This is a genomic window from Bacillus sp. ISL-57 (genome assembly GCF_018613135.1).
GTDB lineage: Bacteria > Bacillota > Bacilli > Bacillales > DSM-1321 > Peribacillus > Peribacillus frigoritolerans.
On the sequence record NZ_JAGGQV010000001.1, the window covers coordinates 220,653 to 241,114 of the forward strand.

The window sequence follows — 20,462 nt, forward strand, 5'->3', positions numbered from 1 at the left end:
GGAATGCAAGATGGATTTTAAAACGGATTTTAAACCACTCACGGTAGACCCTGACAAAATATATGATTATAGCTTTTCAATCATTGCTGAAGAAATGGGCAATCATGATTTTTCAGAAGATGAATGGAAGATCGTCCGCAGGGTCATTCATGCTTCAGCGGATTTTGAATTGGGAAGAAGTGTCATCATCCACCCAAATGCCATTCAAGCTGGTGTGGAAGCCATTCGCAAAGGAAGGCATGTCATTGCTGATGTGCAAATGATCGAGAGCGGTACAGGCAAAAAAAGATTTCAAAAACACGGCGGGGACGTTCATTGCTATATTTCAGATCCGGATGTGATGGTCGAAGCAAAACGTTTGAATACGACAAGGGCAATCATTTCGATGCAAAAAGCTGTAAAGGAAAATGAAGGGGGCATTTATGCCATTGGCAATGCACCTACCGCTTTACTCGAGCTCATTCGCCTTATTAAAGAAGGGATTGCAAAACCGGACTTAATCATTGGAATGCCTGTTGGGTTTGTTTCTGCAGCAGAATCGAAAGAGGAACTCGCTAAGATCACAGAAGTTCCATTCATTACGAATATTGGCCGAAAAGGTGGAAGTACTGTCACTGTTGCCGCATTGAACGCGATTTCCCTTTTAGCTGATAGTTAAAAAACATGGAAAAGAAAGTGAAAAAAGACCCCTCACAAATGCGTCATGGATATACGACGGGAGCATGTTCGACAGCCGTGACCAAAGCGGCATTGACTGCATTGATCACGGGGGATGCACTAGAGGAGGCAACGATTTCCTTGCCAATTGGCCGAGATGCCACTTTCACTATTGAGAAATATGAAATATCCGAAAATGCGGTTAGTGCAGAAACGGTTAAAGATGCCGGAGATGACCCCGATGCCACCCATCTGGCCCATATTATCTCTACTGTCAGCTGGTCCGATGCACCTGGGATTATCTTGGATGGAGGGACCGGAGTTGGTCGTGTGACCAAACCCGGGCTTCCCGTTCCTGTAGGGGAAGCGGCTATTAATCCTGTACCGCGCAAAATGATTTTAACCACTGTGCAGCAAACATTGGAAGAATTTAAGATCAATAGAGGAGTGAAAGTCGTCATCTCCGTACCCGCAGGTGAAGAAATAGCGAAAAAGACATTAAATGGCCGCTTGGGGATTGTAGGAGGCATTTCCATTTTGGGAACAAGGGGCACTGTCGTCCCTTTTTCCAGTTCCGCATATATGGCAAGTATCGTCCAGGCTATCAGTGTCGCCAAAGCGAGCGGGTGTGAGCATCTAGTCTTAACGACTGGCGGGCGCAGTGAAAAGTATGCAATGGGCCTTCTTCCAGACTTACCTGAGGAAGCCTTTATTGAAATGGGTGATTTTGTGGGCTTCTCACTTAAGCAATGTAAGAGGCAGGGAATTAAAAAGGTCTCACTGGTCGGCATGATGGGTAAATTCTCCAAAGTGGCCCAAGGTGTGATGATGGTGCATTCAAAAAGTGCCCCGGTCGACTTTGGTTTTCTATCGGAAATAGCCCAAAGCGTCGGAGCCGAAGATGATCTTGTTCTTGAAATAAAGAATGCAAACACAGCGTCACAAGTCGGGGATATGATGTCAGCCATTAATAACTTTGACTTTTTTAATAAACTATGTGAATCCTGCTGTCACTCTGCCATTAACCAGGTGAAGGGCGGCATTGAAATGGAAACGGCGATTTATTCGTTGAAAGGACAATTACTGGGAAGGGCTGTTGGAATTGAGTCAATCGATTAAATTAATTGGGATAGGGGATAACGGTCAGGAAAGCTTACTGCCTCAATATGCCCAATGGATAGAAGAAAGTGAAGTGCTGGTCGGAGGTGAACGGATCTTATCCTTCTTTCCGAACTATTCTGGCAAGAAGATTGCCATAAAGGGCGGCTTGAAAAAGGTCGTGGAGCAACTGCAGGATGAAACTCGTCCAACGGTTGTCTTAGCTTCCGGTGACCCACTGTTTTATGGAATGGGAGGCTATCTTTCCAGCAAAATCAACATGGAGGTTTACCCATATTTCAGTTCGATTCAGCTTGCTTTCGCAAAAATGGGGGAAAGCTGGCAAGATGCCTTTCTCGTCAGCATTCATGGCCGCAGTATGAAAGGGCTGGCCCAAAGAATTGATGGGAAAGCGAAAGTGGCCTTACTTACAGACAGTGAAAATAGTCCTAATCAACTGGCTAAATATCTCCTTTCATTCGGAATGACTGAATACCGGGCATTTGTGGCTGAAAACCTTCAAGGAGAAGCCGAAGAATCTGGCTGGTATGAACTAGGTGAAATGATGGAACGTGAATTTTCCCCGTTGAATGTCGTCATTTTGAAAAGAAAATCAGAAGGTCCAAGCTGGTCCTTGGGGATAGAAGATGAAGAATTTTCGCAGCGTAAGCCGGACAAAGGCCTCATAACCAAAAAGGAAATTCGAGTATTGAGTCTGCATGCGTTGAAGCTAAGGAAAAACAGCATAGTTTGGGATGTTGGGACGTGTACGGGCTCAATGGCAATTGAAGCGGCCAAACTTGCACCCGAAGGCCAAATCTTCGCAATTGAAAAAAATGAGCCTGATTTAGAAAACTGTTATCAAAACCAACGTAAATTCCGTACCGATATAACCTCTATTCATGGAAAAGCCCCGCAGGGATTGGAAACTTTTCCGGATCCTGATGCAATCTTCATTGGCGGGACCGGCGGCGAAATGGCAGAGCTGATCAATACTTGCTGCAACCGTCTTAAAGAAGGCGGCAGGATCGTTCTGAATGCTGCGACGATCGAGAATCTTTACCGGGCTAATGAGGCATTTGCTGAAGCTGGTTTTCACACTTCCATCATGCATGCGCAAATCTCCAGAAGTAAGCCAATATTGGGAATGAACAGATTTGTACCTCTTAATCCGGTTTATATCATTACTGCACAACGAAAGGAAGACATGAATGAGTAATCTTGGTACATTATATGGCCTAGGCGTGGGCCCGGGCGATCCAGAGCTAATTACAGTAAAGGCATTTCGCGTGATTCAGGAATCTCCGGTCATTGCGTATCCAAAAAAAAGAAAAGGGAGTAAAAGCTACGCCCATCGCATTGTTGAAGTTTACATTCGTCCTGAAGAGAAGGAGATGCTGGGCCTTGTTTTTCCGATGACGAAAGATCAAGCCATCTTGGATCGGGAATGGAATGGAACGGTTGAAAAGGTTTGGCAAAAATTAAATGAAGGAAAAGATGTAGCTTTCGTTACGGAAGGCGATCCGCTTTTATATAGTACGTTCATACATATGATGAAATTGATGCAGGAGTTGCATCCTGAGGTCGAAATCAAGACGGTCCCGGGCATTTCTTCCTTTAATGGATCAGCGTCAAGGCTGGGCATCGCTTTGGCTGATGGTGATGATCATGTTGCGATAGTTCCTGCAAGGGATGATTATGAAGCGATGAAGAAGGCGATCGAAGATCATGATGCCGTGGTGTTCATCAAAGTGGCAAAGGTCATCGATTTAATGATTTCCGTTTTAAAAGATTTGGACTTACTTGAAAAGGCCTCGGTCGTAACCAAAGTGACTTCCGATGAAGAAGTGATTTGGAAAGTGAGTGAATTGGAAGGACTTGAACTAGAATACTTAACATTGATGGTGGTGAGAAAATGAAGATATATATTGTAGGGGCCGGACCGGGTGACCCGGATTTGATTACTGTAAAAGGATTGAACATTCTCCAAACGGCCGATGTGATTTTATATACGGATTCATTAGTGAATGAAGAATTGATTGCTAAGGCAAAACCCGATGCTGAGGTGCTAAAAACGGCTGGAATGCATTTGGAAGAAATTGTTGGCATCATGGTCGATCGTGTTAAAGAAGGAAAGATGGTTGCCAGAATCCATACAGGGGATCCTGCCATGTACGGTGCAATCATGGAACAAATTGTCCTATTGAAGAAAGAGGGTATTGGTTATGAGGTGATCCCTGGAGTGAGTTCGGTATTCGCCTCAGCAGCAGCAATAGGAGCAGAGCTGACTATCCCTGATTTAACCCAGACACTCATATTAACGAGGGCTGAAGGACGTACGCCTGTTCCAGAATTTGAAAAATTACGTGATTTGGCTAGTCATCATTGTACGATTGCCCTTTTCTTGAGTGCGACCTTGACAAAAAAAATCGTTAAAGAACTTCAGGAAGCAGGTTGGAAGGATGAAACACCGGTCGCAGTCATTCAACGGGCAACATGGCCGGATCAAAAAATTGTCCGTACCACATTAGTGAACTTAGATGATGCCATGCGTCAAAACGGTATCCGCAAGCACGCGATGATTTTGGCTGGATGGGCTTTGGACCCTGACATCCATGATAAAGATGAATACCGTTCCAAACTATATGATGCGAGCTTTACCCACGGTTTCAGAAAAGGTGTTAAACCATGATCATTGAATTGAAAGAAGCGGAACTTGCTCCCATTAAACGGTCCCATACTTATGCGATCGTAGCGATTACAAAGCATGGCGTCGAGCTGGCACGAAAATTACATACCGTTTTTTCGAATTCCGATCTATATTACATGAGCAAGTTTGAAAAAGGGGACGAAGAGCATAAACAGATCCAGCTTTTTTCGGGCAGTGTCCGTATGCTATTGCCAGCTTTGTTCAAGGAATATAAAGGAATCATACTAATTATTTCTCTCGGGGCAGTAGTCAGGATGATTGCACCAATTTTGAAGGATAAGAAAACGGATCCAGGTGTCGTAGTCATTGATGATAAAGGGGAAAATGTTATCAGTGTACTTTCAGGGCATCTGGGAGGGGCAAATGAACTGACAAAGGAAGTGGCTGCAGCGCTTGACGCAAGAGCCATCATCACGACGGCTTCGGATGTACAAAAAACGATTCCTGTCGACTTATTCGGCCAGCGCTTCGGCTGGATTTGGGATTCAGCAGAAAAATTGACGCCAGTAAGTGCTTCAGTAGTAAATGAAGAGCATGTTGCCGTTGTACAGGAGTCAGGGGAACGGAACTGGTGGCCTTATGAAACGGCATTACCTGAACGAATTATCGTATACCCATCCATTGAAGAAGCGCTTAAAGCAGAGCCGCAAGCAGCTCTGGTCGTGACTCACCGCATGCTTAGCCAGTCGGAAATGAGGATCCTTGAAAATGGGATCGTATATCGTCCAAAGGTCATTGCCCTAGGTATCGGATGCAATAGGGGAACGGCGGCGGCTGAAATCGAGCAGGTGATTGCAGAAACACTAGCCGAATTATCATTTTCAATAAAAAGCGTTAAAGCGATTTGTACAATTTCTTTAAAGAAAGACGAAATCGGCTTGATTGAAGTAGTTGAAAAATACGGCTGGGAATTCGTGCATTATGAACCCGAAGAGCTTAATCAAGCCAAAATCGAAGCGCCATCGGATACCGTATTTAAATACACGGGTGCATATGGTGTGAGTGAACCGGCTGTGAGGATTTATACTAAAGCTGAACAATTGGAGCTTGTAAAGAAAAAATCGGGGAACGTAACCATTTCAGTTGGGGTCATTCCTTTTTAAGGAGGGAGAAGAATTATGAATGATAGAAGATTGGTAATAGCGGGTACCGGAAGCGGGGTCGGTAAAACGACATTGACCATCGGAATCATGGCAGCCCTCCAGAAGAAAGGCTATACGGTTCAAGGGTTCAAATGTGGTCCTGACTATATTGATCCTACTTATCATACCGCAGTTACAGGACGGATTTCACGCAATCTTGACAGTTGGATGTTCGAACATGACACTGTCCGGGAAATTCTTAACACAGCAGGTACCGGAGCTGATATATCGATCATCGAAGGAGTCATGGGCTTCTTCGATGGCAAAAATCCGTTATCCAATACAGGGTCGACGGCTGAAATCAGCATCATCACGCAAAGCCCTGTCCTGTTGGTAGTCAATTGTGCCAGCATGGCTCGGAGTGCAGCTGCCATTGTAAAAGGATTTCAGGACTTTTCGACCGGTCCGAACATCATTGGGGTCATTGCCAATCAAGTGGGAAGTGCAGGGCATTATAAAATTGTCAAATCAGCCATTGAGCAAGAATGCAATGTACCGGTGCTCGGTTATATGAAGCGGGAAATGGATATTGATATTCCAAGCCGTCATTTGGGTTTAATCCCTGCTATTGAACGCGGTGAACTAAATCCGTTTTTCGATAAGCTTGCACAATTAGTCATGGAAACGATCGATATCGATCAGTTATACCGATTGTCAAAGACAAATCCCGTTTCCAGTGGGAACTCAAATATATTTCAACACCAAAATGAAAGTGACGTGTGCATTGCCGTCGCAAAAGATGCAGCCTTCAATTTTTATTATCAGGAAAACCTTGAATTACTTGAAGCATATGGGGCGAACATCAAGTATTTTTCTCCTTTAAAAGGGGAAGAAGTTCCATTGGATGCCGATGGTTTATACCTTGGTGGCGGTTTTCCTGAGGAATTTGCAGCTGAACTTTCCGGTAACATGGGTGCCATAAAATCCATCAGAAACTTCATTGTAAAGGGGATGCCGACTCTAGCGGAATGTGGCGGTTTCATGTTTTTGAGCAAATCGATTGAAACGACTTCCGGAGAAACGCATCAGATGGCAGGAATCATACCGGGCAGGATTAAAATGCAGAAAAAACTGGCAGCACTAGGATATCGTGAAATAACAGGAACTCCAGGCAATTTTTTGATCAACGAAATGGAGCAGGCAAAAGGTCATGAATTCCACTACTCGACATTTGAAGCGGATGCTGATCTTACACATGCTTATGAAGCCAAAGGCAGATTCGGTTCGAAACAAGAGGGGTGTGTATTGGACAACCTTGTTGCTGGGTATACCCACTTTCATTTTGCTTCCAATCCAACACTTGCAAAGAACTGGATCGATGCTTGCTTAAAACAAAAAAACAGATCTGCCCATGAAACTATCAACTAGTAAAAGGTATTTTTTGAAGCTTAAGAGGAGGCGCGAGCATGAAACCGGGAAAAGTTCATCTGGTCGGTGCGGGTCCCGGAGATCCGAAATTGATTACGGTATATGGACTGGAATGTATCCAAAAGGCGGATGTCATTGCATATGACAGGCTTGTCAATCCAGAACTATTAAACTATGCAAAAGAAGATGCAGAACTGGTGTATTGCGGGAAATCACCAGGGAAACATCATCTCATTCAAAATGAAATACATGAACTTTTAGTGGAAAAAGCCTTACAGGGGAAAAACGTCACCCGTCTGAAGGGTGGAGATCCATTTGTCTTCGGGCGTGGCGGTGAGGAAGCGGAGATACTGGCTGCTAACGGGATTGAATATGATATCGTCCCAGGAATCACAGCAGGAATCGCAGCACCGGCTTATGCGGGCATCCCGGTAACCCACCGTGAACATGCCTCAAGTTATGCCATTGTGACAGGCCATGGCCGTGATTACAAGGGGCAGGATAACCTGAATTGGCAGGCGTTGGCTCAAGGCATCGATACCATTGCCTTTTATATGGGAATTGGTAATATGCCGTTCATCTGTGAAAAATTGATGGAGCATGGCAGGGACGGTAAAACACCAGTGGCCGTCATTGAATGGGGCACGACAGATAAACAAAGGACGATCACCGGTACTTTGAGTTCGATTTCTTCGAAGGCTGTAAAAGAAGAAATTCAAAATCCGTCAATCTTTCTAGTAGGGGATGTCGTCCAATTAAGAGAAAAAATCCAATGGTTTGAAAGAGTGATTGAATCAGAGTCCATTAAGGAAAGGAATGAGTTGGAATGTCCATCATTCAAGAATTGAAGGAACGCCGGGCAATAAGGAATTACGAAGGAAAAGAAGTGGAAGACGAAAAAATCAGACAGTTATTGGAAGCGGCTACCTATGCCCCCAACGACCGATTGCGTGAACCTTGGAGTTTTTATGTTATCAAGGGGGAAGCGAAGCACCGTTATGAAAGATTGGCAGAAAGGTATTTACATGAACGCTTTCCTACCAAACCAAAATTGATTGACAGTTCACTGGAAGTTGTAAAGACGACACCGCTTATCATAGTCGTGACTTCTGATATTTTACCTGACGATCCAGATTCATCCGAAGACAATGTATTTGCTTCTTGTTGTGCCGTCCATTCGATGTGGCTTGCCGCGAAAGAACTTGGTCTTGGATTCGTTTGGCGCACTAGAGGAGTGGGTCTTGTCAGGGATGAACGCCTGCACGAATTTATCGGTTCACCGGATAACAAAAAAGTGATCGGCACCATTTTTGTCGGATACCCTAAAGGCGATCAACCGGTTCCTGCTACTAAAAGGACTTCATACATAGAAAAAACAGTTTGGCTATGAGGGTAGGTGAGTGAGTGGCACGCAGAGGATTAATGCTTATTTATACCGGAAACGGGAAGGGCAAGACGACTGCCTCATTAGGGGTGACTTTAAGGGCGATCGGCAGAGGAATGAATGTCAAATACCTTCAGTTCATTAAATCTCCAGAGCGTACATATGGGGAAGCATTGGCATTGGGAAAATTAGGAGTTAAAATGGAACAGCTAGGTATTGGTTTCACCTGGACCAAAACCCCGGAAGAGCATCGCAATGCATTGGCGTTAGCTTGGGAAAAGGCGAAACTGGCCCTTGCTGATCCGGAAATTGATTTACTTGTTTTGGATGAGCTGAACAATGCTTTAGCCATTTCCAAATTCCCGATTGATGATGTCTTGCCATTGGCTGAAGTCATCGATGCAATACGAAATCGTCCCGCTCATATGCATATAGTCATTACCGGTAGGGACGCCAAGCCAGAGCTTATGGAAATGGCGGATTTGGTTTCATCGATCGAGGCGGCCAAGCATTATTATGACGAGGGTATCGGTGCAGTCAAAGGATTAGAGTTTTAGGGGGTGAGCGTAATGAAGGCACGATCCATCATGATACAAGGGACTTCATCCGATGTAGGGAAAAGTTTGATTTGTACGGCGTTTTGCCGGGTGTTTTCCAATAAAGGATTACATGTCGTCCCTTTCAAATCACAAAACATGGCTTTGAATTCTTATGTAACCTTGGATGGCGGTGAAATCGGACGGGCTCAGGGGGTACAGGCGGAAGCAGCAAGGATAACGGCAACGACCGATATGAATCCGATATTACTGAAACCGAAGCAGGATATGGTTTCGGAAGTGATCGTTCACGGAAAGCATTTTCTTGATATGAATGCAAAAAGCTATCGGTCCCAATTTGTCCAGCAAGCCATGCCCATCATCCGTAAATCGGTGGAAAAACTACAAGATGAATATGACATCATCGTACTCGAGGGGGCAGGAAGTCCTGCTGAAATTAACCTTAAGGACCGGGATATTGCAAATATGCGAATGGCTAAACTCACGGATGCGGCTGTCATTTTAGTGGCCGATATTGATCGTGGTGGAGTATTTGCGTCCATTATCGGGACACTTGCCTTATTGGATCAAGAAGAACGAGATAGTGTAAAGGGAATCATCATCAATAAATTTCGTGGCATGCGTGAATTGTTGGACGATGGCATTGAATGGGTGGAAAAGGAAACCGGGATTCCGGTTCTCGGGGTGCTGCCCTATCTAGACGTGAATATTGAAGCGGAAGATTCACTTGCCCTCTCTTCCTTACGTTTTAAAAAACCTAAAAAGGCTGAGTTTCCGATCGATGTAGCCGTCCTGAGATTTCCGCGGATCTCCAATTTTACAGATGTGGATCCTTTTTTCGATGAACCCGGAGTAGGTGTCCGACTTGTTAGCAGTGTCCATGAGTTAGGTAATCCCGATCTGCTAATTTTGCCGGGTACAAAAAACACGATGGAAGATTTAGAGTGGTTGAAACGTATGGGATTGGATGGGGCCATCGATGAACGGCGGAAACAAGGAACGATGATCTTTGGCATATGCGGCGGTTTTCAAATGCTAGGGACTAAACTTTTCGATCCTGATGCTGTCGAGGGTGACGGTGAGAACGCAGAAGGACTTTCGCTTCTTCCGGTGGAAACCGTCTTTCAAGCAGAAAAGAAAACGGTACAAATGGAAGGTGTCCTTTCTGCTGGGATAATGGAAAGTCAAATGAATCTAAACGGTTTTGAAATACATTTAGGCAGAACGACATTGAAGTCACAAGTAAGGCCCTTTTTATTATTGAAGGATGGAAGAGCGGATGGAGCCATTTCCAATGACAACCAAGTTATGGGAACTTATCTCCATGGAATATTCCATAATCGCTTGTTCACTAGATTACTGGTTAACCAAATTCGACGGAACAAGGGGTTGGATGAAGTGAAGGAAAACGTTCAAAGCGACTCGGAGCGCAGGGAGGAAGCCTATAATCTCTTGGCTTCCCATCTGGAAGAAAACATTGATATGGAAACCATCTATCAATGGCTGCAGCTGGAAACTGCAGATAGTTGAACAAGAGTCAGACGGTGCTTAGTATGTTGATCTAGGCCCTTTTATCTGCAAAAAAGATCAATTTTGAGCTACAATTCCTTTTAATTAGCCATATTAAGTGACAGAGGCATACAAGATATGATATGTTGTCTTCTCTACATATTTTATACAAAATAAAAGGATGAGGTGTTCATATGAATAAAACAGAATTAGTGAGCAGTGTTGCAGCACAAGCTGAACTGACAAAAGACGAAGCAAAAAAAGTAGTGGATGCATTGTTTGAAACAATCACGGCTACACTTGCTAAAGATGAAAAAATCCAATTAGTTGGTTTTGGTACATTTGAAGTGCGTGACCGTGCTGCCCGTACAGGAAGAAACCCGCAAACTGGCGAAGAAATACAAATTGCAGCTAGTAAAGTACCTGCTTTTAAAGCAGGTAAGGAATTAAAAGAAGCTGTAAAATAAAAAGTGAACGAAGAAAAAAACCTGGCGAAGAAATATTCGCCAGGTTTTTTGTTTACTGACTGATTCGGAAACAGAAAATATATAACAAACCTCTAAAATGGAAAAGTGATTATTTTTGTATAATTGGTCAGTCGAAGGGATTTAGTGCTTTCCCATGACCAACAATGAAAAAAGCCGGCTCCATGAAGCAGTAATGGACTGTAACATAAATGAAAAAAAATTATAGTACTTATTAATAAGGTTTATACTGTGACTATGTTAGGCTAAATGAATAACAGGCTTTAAAACCAAAATAAAAGAGGTGAAAGAAATGCTAAAGAAAATAATGAAAAAAATCAAACAGCTTTCCCAAGGCAGCAGTGAGCGAAGACATGGGCATTATCGCAGAGGGAGCAGCAGCAGCCGGGGGTACAAAAGGTATCCCATGAGTGGAAGTGACCGCTACAAGAGAAAAGGGCGGGGCAGCAGCAGCTAATTCCAATTCTTTGACTTCAATACAGCCTGCAGGTCGATTGAGATTTCTTTAATATCTGAATAAGGTTCTTGGATGCTTAATAACCTTTTCAGTATATGCACGGTTTCTTTTTCTAACGAAAGCTCTTCTGTCCAAGGAAGTGCTTTTTTACTTTTGGAAGCGTACGTCGTATAAAGTACATATAGAAGTATTTCCCCCAAGTCGTAAAAATCCTGCCTTTTCAGCTGCAAAATGGATTCTTTAGCGAGGTTGTCCGAATTGATCATCTTGGACAAACCAAAGTCTATCAAAATGGGCTGATGATTCTTAAGTAAAATATTCGGTATACGTAAATCTTGATGGAAAATGTCATGCTCATGTAGATAACATACTAATTCGACTAGCTTATGCAGAAAATATAGAGACTCTTTCTCATTGAACGTTAATTGATTCAAGAAAATATGGTCTTCTAAATTATCCCCTTCTATGAAATCCATCACAAAATAAACATTTCCATCTTGCGAAAATTTCTCGTGAAATTTAGGGATATTTCTGTGGTTTAACATTCGTAATATGGAAATTTCATTTTCAAACTGTTTCAGCTCTTTTTTGCTGCGGCGTTTACTTTTCCTGAGCTGTTTGATCACGATATTTTCATTCATTTTCAAATCATTGCAACGATAAACAATACCGTAGCTTCCTGTTCCGATTACAGCTTTTACTTCATAGCGGTAATTCAAAACCACACTCTTTTTTAAAGGAATATCCACAATTAACTGGTAGAACTTTCTAAAGGAACGCAAAATTGAAACTTTCCTCACCACTTTCATCTATTCAAGTCAAGAACAAAAAAAGGCCGTTATTAATTAAGCTGGAAATTTGAATGAACATGGATAGTTTAACACTGATTTTTGATAATGCGGTAATGAAAGTCATTTCTTCGGGGAGATCTTTTGATAGTTCAAAATTAAAAATAAATTTTTCCTATAATTTCACATTATGAAATTATATGGTTTTTAAAAATATTAAGTTTACTATAATGAATTCATAATAAAAGAGTAGGAGGTGATTAGTTGGATGGGCGAGAGTTGAGAAATTGCTTTGGTAAATTCCCAACCGGAGTCACGATAGTGAGCTGGTTTGATGGGGAGGTTCAAAAGGGCATTACTGTGAATTCATTTACCTCGGTTTCCTTGGATCCCCCGCTTGCTTTGGTATCAATTGATAAAGAAGCAAAAGCCTGCACGAGCATGAAAGATAAATCTTTTACCATTAATATTTTGTCGGATGAACAAGAATCCATTGCATGGCAATTTGCGGGCAGCAACCAGGGAACACTTGAAATCGACTGGGATAACAAGGGGATTTCGCCAAAAATTAATGGAAGTGTTGCTTGGATGGAATGCAAGCCATGGAAAGAGTATGATGCTGGTGATCATATGTTGTTCATCGGTGAAATCCAGAAGTTACATTTTGAAGATTTGGAAGCGCTTACTTTTTATCAAGGGAAAATGGGGTCTGCTAAACAGCTTGTAAAATAAGGGGGATTCTGATGGGCATTAAAACGGGCGAAGAATATATTAACAGAATTAAATCAAGGAAACCGGAAGTCTGGCTTGGTGGAAGAGTTGTTGAGGATATTTATAATGAGCCAATTTTCAAACAGCCAATTCAAGAAATTGCAAATTTGTATGACATTCAACATGATCCGAAATATCAAGATGAAATCACTCACATATGCAAAGAAACCGGAGAACGTGTTAACAATGCTTTCTTATTCCCGAAGACATCGGAGGATTTGCAAAAAAGAAGTAAATTATTTGAAGTGTATGCAAGGATGACATATGGACTTATGGGTAGAACGCCGGACTTTTTAAATGTCGTGGTCACTTCCATGGCGCATAACTCCTGGTTTCTTGATAAATACAACCAAGACTGGTCAAAGAACATCAAGGATTATTATACCTATATTCGTGACAATGATTTATTTTTAACGCATGCAATAATTAATCCTCAAAATGATCGAAGCAAGCAATCTCATGAACAAAAAGAAACATATACCCACTTAGGGACAGTTGAAGAAAAAGAAGAAGGAATACTTGTACGCGGTGCAAAAATGTTAGCAACCCTGGCACCGATTACAGATGAAGTGATTATCTATTCTTTCCCGGGATTCACACCAGGCGATGAACGTCACGCGGTTGCATTTGCATTGCCTATCGATACGCCCGGACTGCGCATAATCTGCCGGGAACCAATGCAGGACGGGACACGCTCGATGTTTGACCATCCACTGGCTTCCCGCTATGAGGAAATGGACGCCCTGCTTGTATTCAATGATGTACTGGTTCCTTGGAATCGCGTCTTCCTTTACAACAATGTGGAGGCGGCAAACCGCTTATATCCAATGACGGGGATCGCTGAACAGCCTGCTCACCAATCAGGCGTGAGGGGATATATTAAACTGGCATTTGCCGTTGAGGTTGCTTGTAAAGTGGCAGATTCCATCGGAGTTGATGGATTCCTGCATGTACAGCGTGATTTGGGTGAACTTGTTCAATCCGTCGAAGTCATCCGTTCACTGCTCCGGGTAGCTGAATATGAATATACGATTAATGACTACGGTGAGGCCCGGCCAAATCCGGATGCATTGGAAACGATTCGCGGCTTCCTTCCGGAGATGTATCCGCGTGCCATCGAGGTTATCCAGACCATTGGAGCTGGAGGGCTGTTGATGTCTCCTACAGGAGCAGACTTTGATAATCCGGAATTGCGAGTGGATATCGATAAATATTATGGAGGGCGAAGCGGGGTTTCAGCCGAAGAGCGCGTTCGGGTGTTTAAACTGGCTTGGGATTTATGCGGGGAAGCATTTGGACAGCGCCTCCTTCAATATGAACGCTATTATACGGGTGATCCAGTTCGGAAAAGAGCGATTTTTTATAATAAATATAAGAAAAACAACAACTTTAGCATGGTCGACGAAGTACTTAACAAACCGATGCAAGTAGCCATCGATGCGGTTAACCAGTAATTTTTATAATTGAATAGGGAGGGGGGCCGTCATGATTTCGTCCGTTGAGAAGCTTATAAAGATACTGGATTTATTCACTAATGAGGAACCCTCACTTGGAAATAAGGAGATAGCTGAAAAATTGAAAATGAGTCCAAGCTCAGCACATCATCTAGTGAAAACGATGTGCAAGGAAGGCATGCTCATCCAAGGAAAAGATCGAAAGTACCGGCTTGGATGGAAGTTGCTTGAGTGGAGCAGTAAAGTCATGTATCAGCAGGATATTCATTATGAGGCGGGTCCAATTATCAGTAATCTTGTCCTGCAATTTAAAGGTAATTCTCACATCGGGATGTTTCACGAAGGCGAAGTCAGGTTTGTGATGAAAATGTCGTCCCCTCATGCCGAGCATATGACCACATATATAGGGGCAAGAAAACCAGCTCATTGTACGAGTACGGGGAAAGTATTGCTTGCCTTTAACCCATCTTTTATTCAGCCTACGCTCGCAAAAGGGCTATTGAAGCACTCAACTAACACGATCACTTGCATTAATCAATTGAATGAAGAGTTAAAGGACATCCGCAATCAAGGATTTGCTATTAGTGATGATGAAAATGATTATGGCTTATATGGTGTAGCTGCACCCATTAAATCCTATAACGGCCAAGTCATTGCGGCACTTAACCTTGTGGGGGATCGAAATTATATGATCGGGAAAGAAAAAACGAGAATTATTCAGTCGGTGATTCGTTCGGCACAAATGATTTCAAAACAAGTTGGTTATATGTCACTAGTGTGATTTTTTTAACTATTATGAAAATGGAAGCGGGAGGTAGTATTTATGAAAGGATATGCTCAATCTTCAAAATTACAAGCTAAATCATTAAATCTACTAAAAGTTATTGAAGACAATAAAGATTTATTGAAACCGCCGGTTAATAACAAAGTGCTTTGGGAAGATTCCGAATTCATTGTCATGCTACTGGGGGGTCCGAATTTTCGGCGTGACTTTCATGTAGACCCTTCTGACGAGCTATTTTATCAGATAAAGGGTTCCTGCTATGTAGAATGCATCAACCAAGACGGCGAACGCGAAGTAGTGGAGGTGAAAGAAGGGGAAATGTTCATGCTGCCAGCTGATGTACCTCATTCTCCCCATCGTGTTTCTGATACTTACGGCATTGTCATAGAGCGTAAGCGTGCTAAAGATGAGCTTGAAGATTTTGTTTGGTTCTGCGGGATTTGTAACCATGAAATGCACAAAGTTACGATCCAATTGACGAATATCGAAATCCAGGTGAAAGAAGCCATCGAGGCTTTCAACGGAAGCGAAGAACTTCGCACCTGTAGTGAATGCGGTCATGTCATGTCAGAAAACGTTGAGGCTTGGAAATGCGAATAGATTTTCATACACATATTCTTCCGTTGGACCTGCCTGATTTAACCGGTGCATTTGGTCAGGGACGCTGGCCAGTGTTAGAGCGGAAATGTTCTTGCGGAGCGGATATCATGGTAAGCGGAAAGCTGTTCAGGAAAGTGACTGACCAGGTATGGGACCCTGAAAAGCGCATTCAGGATATGGATGCCGAAGGAGTCGATATGCAGGTGCTTTCACCGGTGCCAGTGACATTTTCATACTGGGCGCCGATAGATCAGGCGCTATACTTGTCCCAGTTCCAGAATGACTTCATTGCCGAGACTGTGAACATTCATCCTGACAGGTTCATCGGTCTAGGTACTGTACCGCTTCAGGATATGAAAGCGGCAATTGATGAAATGGAACGCTGTAAATTTGAACTTGGCCTGGCGGGGATAGAGATCGGTACTAACATAAATGGAGAGAATCTGGATTCTCCTGTTTTATTGGAATTCTTTCAAATGGCTGAAAAATGGAATGTCCCGCTGTTTATACATCCATGGGAGACAATGGCCAAAGACCGAACGGAACGGCATAATCTCATGTATACAATCGCGATGCCGAGTGAAACGGCATTGGCGGCAGCAAGCATTGCATGGAGTGGCGTAATGGAAAAGTTCCCGAATCTGAAACTCTGTTTTGCCCATGGCGGGGGCTCTTTTCCATATATTTTACCGCGGATCGATCAAGGTTGGGAAGTATGGCCGGAGTTAAGGAAAACATCAATGCCGCCAAGTCATTATGCACAAAAGTTTTATTTCGATTCCCTCAACTATGAGCCCAGGAATATTCAGTATTTGATTGACCGTTTTGGATATAAGAAAGTGCTGATGGGTTCCGATTATCCATTTTTATTGAGAGAAAAGCCTCCCGGTCAAGTGATTGATGACACGCTAAATCTCTCGGATGAAGTGAAAGCGAATCTACTTGGAGGAAATGCATTGAGGTTTTTAAATTTGGACTTGCGAGGGGAGAAGCATGGAAAAACAGATCAAAGCGCCAGAACAAGTACTTGAGGAACTTGGTATCTTGCTTGAGCCGCCAAGGCAAACGGTCGGCAACTATGTCAGCCACGTCCGGGTGGGAAATCTGATTTTCACATCCGGACAAGGTGTAGATGATTTTCACGGAAAGGTTGGCAAAGAGCTTACGGAAGAGGAAGGGTATCAGGCAGCGAGACAGTCAATGATTAATCTTCTGCGAGTGCTGAAGGATGAGCTTGGAGAACTATCCAGAGTGAAGAAGGTCATCAAAATTCTCGGAATGGTTAATTCAGCCGAAAATTTCACAGGACAGCCCAGAGTATTGAATGGCGCATCTGACCTGCTTGTGGCCGTATTTGGAGAGAGGGGCAGACATGCTCGGTCAGCAGTGGGAATGGCCCAGCTTCCAAATAACACTGCAATTGAAATTGAAATGATTGTGGAAATACAAGATTGAGGCACATGACTAAGCCCGTGTCTCAATGAAGGGAGAGGGATGTTCATCATGCAAGCAGCAAAGGATAGCATGAATACAGTTAAATCAATAGATTGCCGGCACTTCATTAACGGGGAATTCCTGAATCCAAATCAATCCAAGACTTTTGACAATATCAATCCCGCAACGGAAGAAATACTTGGATGGGTTGCAGAAGGAGGGGAAGAGGAGGTGAATCAAGCTGTTTCTGCAGCAAGACATGCGCTTAAAGGTCCTTGGAAAACTTTTACCGATAATGAACGCTCGGCTGTTTTAAGGCGAATCGGCGATCTCATTTTGGAAAAGAAAGAAGAACTGACAATGTTGGAGACCCTTGATACAGGGAAACCATATAGCCTAGCAATGGAAATGGACATCAAGCGTTCAGCTCACAATTTCCACTTTTTTGCAGACTATATAACTACACTTGGCAATGAATCCTTCAACCAGAACAACATAGCACTTCATTATTCTATTAGGCGGCCGGTAGGAGTGGTAGGGATGATTAATCCTTGGAATTTACCATTGTTATTATTGACTTGGAAATTGGCACCATGCCTGGCAGCCGGCAATACAGCGGTTATGAAACCAGCTGAACTAACACCGATGACAGCGACGAAGTTAATGGAGATTTGTAAGGAAGCGGGAGTTCCCGATGGCGTTGTCAATCTTGTGCATGGATATGGTGTGAATTCAGCAGGAGCTGCTCTAAGTGAACATCCGGATGTTGATGCGATAACATTCACTGGGGAAACAAAAACGGGAACGGCGATCATGAAAGCTGCCGCGCCCACGTTGAAAAAAATCTCTTTTGAACTGGGCGGGAAAAATCCGAACATCGTGTTTGCAGACTCGAATCTTGATGAAGTAATCGAAACGACATTGAAATCAAGCTTCATGAATCAAGGTGAAGTTTGTTTATGTGGATCACGAATCTATGTTCAGCAAGAATTGTATGACGAATTCCTTGAAAAGATGGTTGCCCGAACAAAAAAATTAAAAGTCGGGGACCCGTTTGATTCCGAAACGGAAGTAGGAGCTGTAATAGGAAAAGAACATTATAAAAAAGTTATGACGTACATTGATCTGGCGAAAGAAGAAGGAGCGAGAATATTAACTGGAGGAAGAAGGGCAGGACAGTTTGAAAAAGGATTTTTCATTGAACCGACGATCATTGCCGGAGTTACGAGTGAATCCCGTTGTGTACGGGAAGAAATTTTTGGTCCTGTGGTAACGGTCATGCCTTTCGAAACGGAAGAAGAAGTATTGGAGCACGCTAATGACACTCATTACGGACTGGGGGCAACGATCTGGACCAATGATTTAAGGAGGGCGCATCGAGTCGCTTCTAAAATAGAAGCGGGCATTATCTGGGTGAATACCTGGTATTTGCGTGATTTGCGCACACCTTTTGGCGGCATGAAGCACAGCGGCATCGGTCGCGAAGGCGGATCGCATAGTTTCGAATTTTACAGTGAATTGTCTAACGTCACGATTAAACTATAAAAAAGGAGGAAAGCAACATGAACGTTAGTATTACAGATTGGTCTGCCAGGTTTTTAAAAGCGGAAAAAACAGGAATGGGAATTTCGGCCCCTACAAGTGAAATTCCGGATTTGGATGTGGAGGATGCTTACCAAATTCAGCTTGAAACGATTCGAAGGAAAACCCAGGCCGGTCTGTTAGTATCAGGTAAGAAGATAGGCTTGACTTCAAAGGCTATGCAGGAGGTTCTGGGAGTGGATGAACCGGATTATGGACATTTACTAGATACGATGAAAATAGAAAATGACGGCTGCATTTCGAGTTTGCGGTTAATCCAGCCAAAAGTGGAGGCAGAAGTAGCTTTCATATTAAGGAAAGATTTACATGGCCCAAATATTACGGTTGATGATGTAATCGAGGCCACTGATTATGTGGTTGCTTCGATCGAAGTGGTTGATAGCCGGGTGAAGGACTGGGAGATTAAACTTTCGGACACTGTGGCGGATAATGCATCATCCGGCTTATATATTCTGGGAGATAGCAAAATTCATTTGAGTGAAATCGACCTCCCTTCCATTCAAATGAGTCTATATAAAAATGGCGAATTCATTAACCAAGGAACAGGTGAAGCAGTACTTGGAAATCCAGCAACGTGCGTAGCCTGGCTAGCAAACAAACTGCATCGGTTTAAAGGCTCATTGAATGCAGGAGAAGTCATTTTATCAGGTGCATTATCAGCAGCGATCGAAGCGAAACCGGGTGACCGGTTTACTGCTGACTTTGGAGAAAAACTTGGAAAGGTATCGGTTAATTTTGAGTGAAAGGAGCACAACGGCCTTGAAAAAACTAAAAGTAGGCATTATAGGATCAGGGAATATCGGCACGGACTTAATGATGAAAATTCATCGGTCGGATGTTCTGGAAATGTCGGTGATGATTGGTATCGACACGGAATCTGAGGGTTTGAAGAAAGCTAGGATTCATGGACATCATGTCATTGCAAATGGCATGGATGGATTTTTGGAAAGGCCGGAACTTGCAGATATTTTATTCGATGCGACATCTGCGAAGGCGCATGTTTTTCACTGCGAAGCCTTGAAAAGGATGAACAAGAAGCTGATAGACTTGACTCCTGCCGCAATCGGACCGTTCATTGTTCCTTCCGTGAATTTAAAAGAAAATTTGAATGAGGCGGTTGTTAACATGATTACATGCGGCGGACAGGCAACAATCCCCATCGTTCATGCGATCAGTCAAGTCGCCCAGGTCGAATATGCCGAAATCATAGCGACAATTTCCAGTAAAAGTGCCGGTCCCGGAACCCGTGCAAATATTGATGAGTTCACACAAACGACGGCAAGGGCCCTGGAACAGGTGGGTAGAGCGAAAAAGGGGAAGGCCATTATTCTGTTGAATCCGGCTGAACCTCCACTCATCATGAGGGATACGATTCATTGTCTGCTTCAATCGGATTCCTTTGATGTGAAAGCAATAACAGCGTCCATAAATAAGATGGCGGAAAAAGTTTCTGAATATGTTCCGGGATATCGCCTGAAGACAGGGCCGATATTTGATGGAAAACAAATAACAGTCCTCCTGGAAGTGAAAGGGTTAGGAGATTTTCTTCCCGTATATGCAGGTAATTTGGATATAATGACGGCTTCAGCTGTAAAAGTTGGGGAAGAAGTCGCTAAATGCCATTTCGAACACTATGGTTGAATAAGAAATCGGAACTGTAAA

23 protein-coding genes are annotated in these 20,462 nt (G+C 43.3%); 22 read left to right on the plus strand and 1 reads right to left on the minus strand.

What is annotated here, in order from left to right; all coding sequences use genetic code 11:
• The first annotated feature begins 10 nt into the window (after positions 1–10).
• The 13 genes from J7I90_RS00970 (at position 11) to J7I90_RS01030 (ending at position 11,367) form a co-directional block, all read left to right on the plus strand.
• Complete coding sequence (locus J7I90_RS00970) at positions 11–658, plus strand: precorrin-8X methylmutase (RefSeq protein WP_034312499.1); 648 nt, start codon at positions 11–13, stop codon at positions 656–658.
• Between the two features lie 5 nt (positions 659–663).
• Positions 664–1,776 (plus strand): cobalt-precorrin-5B (C(1))-methyltransferase, encoded by a 1,113-nt coding sequence (locus J7I90_RS00975; protein ID WP_054396212.1) that lies wholly within the window; start codon positions 664–666, stop codon positions 1,774–1,776.
• Positions 1,760–2,974 carry a precorrin-6y C5,15-methyltransferase (decarboxylating) subunit CbiE gene (gene cbiE, locus J7I90_RS00980; RefSeq protein WP_214768010.1) on the plus strand — a complete coding sequence of 405 codons (1,215 nt, stop codon included), beginning with the start codon at positions 1,760–1,762 and terminating at the stop codon, positions 2,972–2,974. Before J7I90_RS00975 ends, cbiE begins: the two co-directional genes overlap by 17 nt.
• A complete protein-coding gene (cobI, locus tag J7I90_RS00985; RefSeq protein WP_057275921.1) occupies positions 2,967–3,674 on the plus strand; it encodes a precorrin-2 C(20)-methyltransferase in 708 nt (235 codons plus the stop codon). Before cbiE ends, cobI begins: the two co-directional genes overlap by 8 nt.
• Positions 3,671–4,447, plus strand: coding sequence for a precorrin-4 C(11)-methyltransferase (gene cobM / locus J7I90_RS00990; protein WP_048678465.1), 777 nt, complete (start codon positions 3,671–3,673; stop codon positions 4,445–4,447). The genes cobI and cobM overlap by 4 nt, the downstream gene beginning before the upstream one ends.
• A complete protein-coding gene (locus tag J7I90_RS00995; RefSeq protein WP_214768013.1) occupies positions 4,444–5,568 on the plus strand; it encodes a cobalt-precorrin 5A hydrolase in 1,125 nt (374 codons plus the stop codon). The genes cobM and J7I90_RS00995 overlap by 4 nt, the downstream gene beginning before the upstream one ends.
• A gap of 15 nt (positions 5,569–5,583) precedes the next feature.
• Positions 5,584–6,975, plus strand: a complete 1,392-nt coding sequence (locus J7I90_RS01000) for a cobyrinic acid a,c-diamide synthase CobB (protein ID WP_214768014.1) — start codon at positions 5,584–5,586, stop codon at positions 6,973–6,975.
• Positions 6,976–7,013: 38 nt separating this feature from the next.
• Positions 7,014–7,823 carry a uroporphyrinogen-III C-methyltransferase gene (gene cobA / locus J7I90_RS01005; RefSeq protein WP_063576400.1) on the plus strand — a complete coding sequence of 270 codons (810 nt, stop codon included), beginning with the start codon at positions 7,014–7,016 and terminating at the stop codon, positions 7,821–7,823.
• On the plus strand, positions 7,802–8,365 hold the full coding sequence (locus J7I90_RS01010) for a nitroreductase family protein (RefSeq protein WP_214768015.1): 564 nt from the start codon (positions 7,802–7,804) through the stop codon (positions 8,363–8,365). The genes cobA and J7I90_RS01010 overlap by 22 nt, the downstream gene beginning before the upstream one ends.
• A gap of 14 nt (positions 8,366–8,379) precedes the next feature.
• On the plus strand, positions 8,380–8,916 hold the full coding sequence (locus J7I90_RS01015; RefSeq protein ID WP_214768016.1) for a cob(I)yrinic acid a,c-diamide adenosyltransferase: 537 nt from the start codon (positions 8,380–8,382) through the stop codon (positions 8,914–8,916).
• Between the two features lie 12 nt (positions 8,917–8,928).
• The gene (locus J7I90_RS01020; RefSeq protein WP_214768017.1) at positions 8,929–10,446 is read left to right on the plus strand and encodes a cobyric acid synthase; all 1,518 of its coding nucleotides are present in this window, start codon (positions 8,929–8,931) and stop codon (positions 10,444–10,446) included.
• Between the two features lie 173 nt (positions 10,447–10,619).
• Entirely contained in the window at positions 10,620–10,892 is a 273-nt protein-coding gene (locus J7I90_RS01025) for an HU family DNA-binding protein (protein WP_034312477.1), read from the plus strand.
• Between the two features lie 310 nt (positions 10,893–11,202).
• Positions 11,203–11,367, plus strand: coding sequence for a hypothetical protein (locus J7I90_RS01030; protein ID WP_170974019.1), 165 nt, complete (start codon positions 11,203–11,205; stop codon positions 11,365–11,367).
• Here the strand turns inward: J7I90_RS01030 and J7I90_RS01035 are convergent.
• A complete protein-coding gene (locus tag J7I90_RS01035; RefSeq protein WP_251025034.1) occupies positions 11,364–12,176 on the minus strand; it encodes a protein kinase domain-containing protein in 813 nt (270 codons plus the stop codon). The two genes, J7I90_RS01030 and J7I90_RS01035, sit on opposite strands and share 4 nt — an antisense overlap.
• A gap of 243 nt (positions 12,177–12,419) precedes the next feature.
• Between J7I90_RS01035 and J7I90_RS01040 the strand changes: the two genes are divergently transcribed.
• The 9 genes from J7I90_RS01040 to J7I90_RS01080 are packed head-to-tail and all read left to right on the plus strand — an operon-like array spanning position 12,420 to position 20,441.
• Positions 12,420–12,887 carry a flavin reductase family protein gene (locus J7I90_RS01040; RefSeq protein WP_214768018.1) on the plus strand — a complete coding sequence of 156 codons (468 nt, stop codon included), beginning with the start codon at positions 12,420–12,422 and terminating at the stop codon, positions 12,885–12,887.
• Between the two features lie 11 nt (positions 12,888–12,898).
• The gene (locus J7I90_RS01045; protein WP_214768019.1) at positions 12,899–14,380 is read left to right on the plus strand and encodes a 4-hydroxyphenylacetate 3-hydroxylase family protein; all 1,482 of its coding nucleotides are present in this window, start codon (positions 12,899–12,901) and stop codon (positions 14,378–14,380) included.
• Positions 14,381–14,411: 31 nt separating this feature from the next.
• Entirely contained in the window at positions 14,412–15,161 is a 750-nt protein-coding gene (locus J7I90_RS01050; protein WP_214768020.1) for an IclR family transcriptional regulator, read from the plus strand.
• Positions 15,162–15,203: 42 nt separating this feature from the next.
• A complete protein-coding gene (locus tag J7I90_RS01055; protein WP_214768021.1) occupies positions 15,204–15,764 on the plus strand; it encodes a 3-hydroxyanthranilate 3,4-dioxygenase in 561 nt (186 codons plus the stop codon).
• Positions 15,749–16,795 carry an amidohydrolase family protein gene (locus J7I90_RS01060; protein ID WP_251025035.1) on the plus strand — a complete coding sequence of 349 codons (1,047 nt, stop codon included), beginning with the start codon at positions 15,749–15,751 and terminating at the stop codon, positions 16,793–16,795. Before J7I90_RS01055 ends, J7I90_RS01060 begins: the two co-directional genes overlap by 16 nt.
• On the plus strand, positions 16,758–17,219 hold the full coding sequence (locus J7I90_RS01065; protein ID WP_214768023.1) for a RidA family protein: 462 nt from the start codon (positions 16,758–16,760) through the stop codon (positions 17,217–17,219). The genes J7I90_RS01060 and J7I90_RS01065 overlap by 38 nt, the downstream gene beginning before the upstream one ends.
• Positions 17,220–17,267: 48 nt before the next feature.
• On the plus strand, positions 17,268–18,743 hold the full coding sequence (locus J7I90_RS01070) for an aldehyde dehydrogenase (RefSeq protein WP_214768024.1): 1,476 nt from the start codon (positions 17,268–17,270) through the stop codon (positions 18,741–18,743).
• Between the two features lie 17 nt (positions 18,744–18,760).
• Positions 18,761–19,543, plus strand: a complete 783-nt coding sequence (locus J7I90_RS01075; protein WP_214768025.1) for a 2-keto-4-pentenoate hydratase — start codon at positions 18,761–18,763, stop codon at positions 19,541–19,543.
• The gene (locus J7I90_RS01080) at positions 19,425–20,441 is read left to right on the plus strand and encodes an acetaldehyde dehydrogenase (acetylating) (RefSeq protein WP_214768026.1); all 1,017 of its coding nucleotides are present in this window, start codon (positions 19,425–19,427) and stop codon (positions 20,439–20,441) included. Before J7I90_RS01075 ends, J7I90_RS01080 begins: the two co-directional genes overlap by 119 nt.
• Positions 20,442–20,462: the final 21 nt, after the last annotated feature.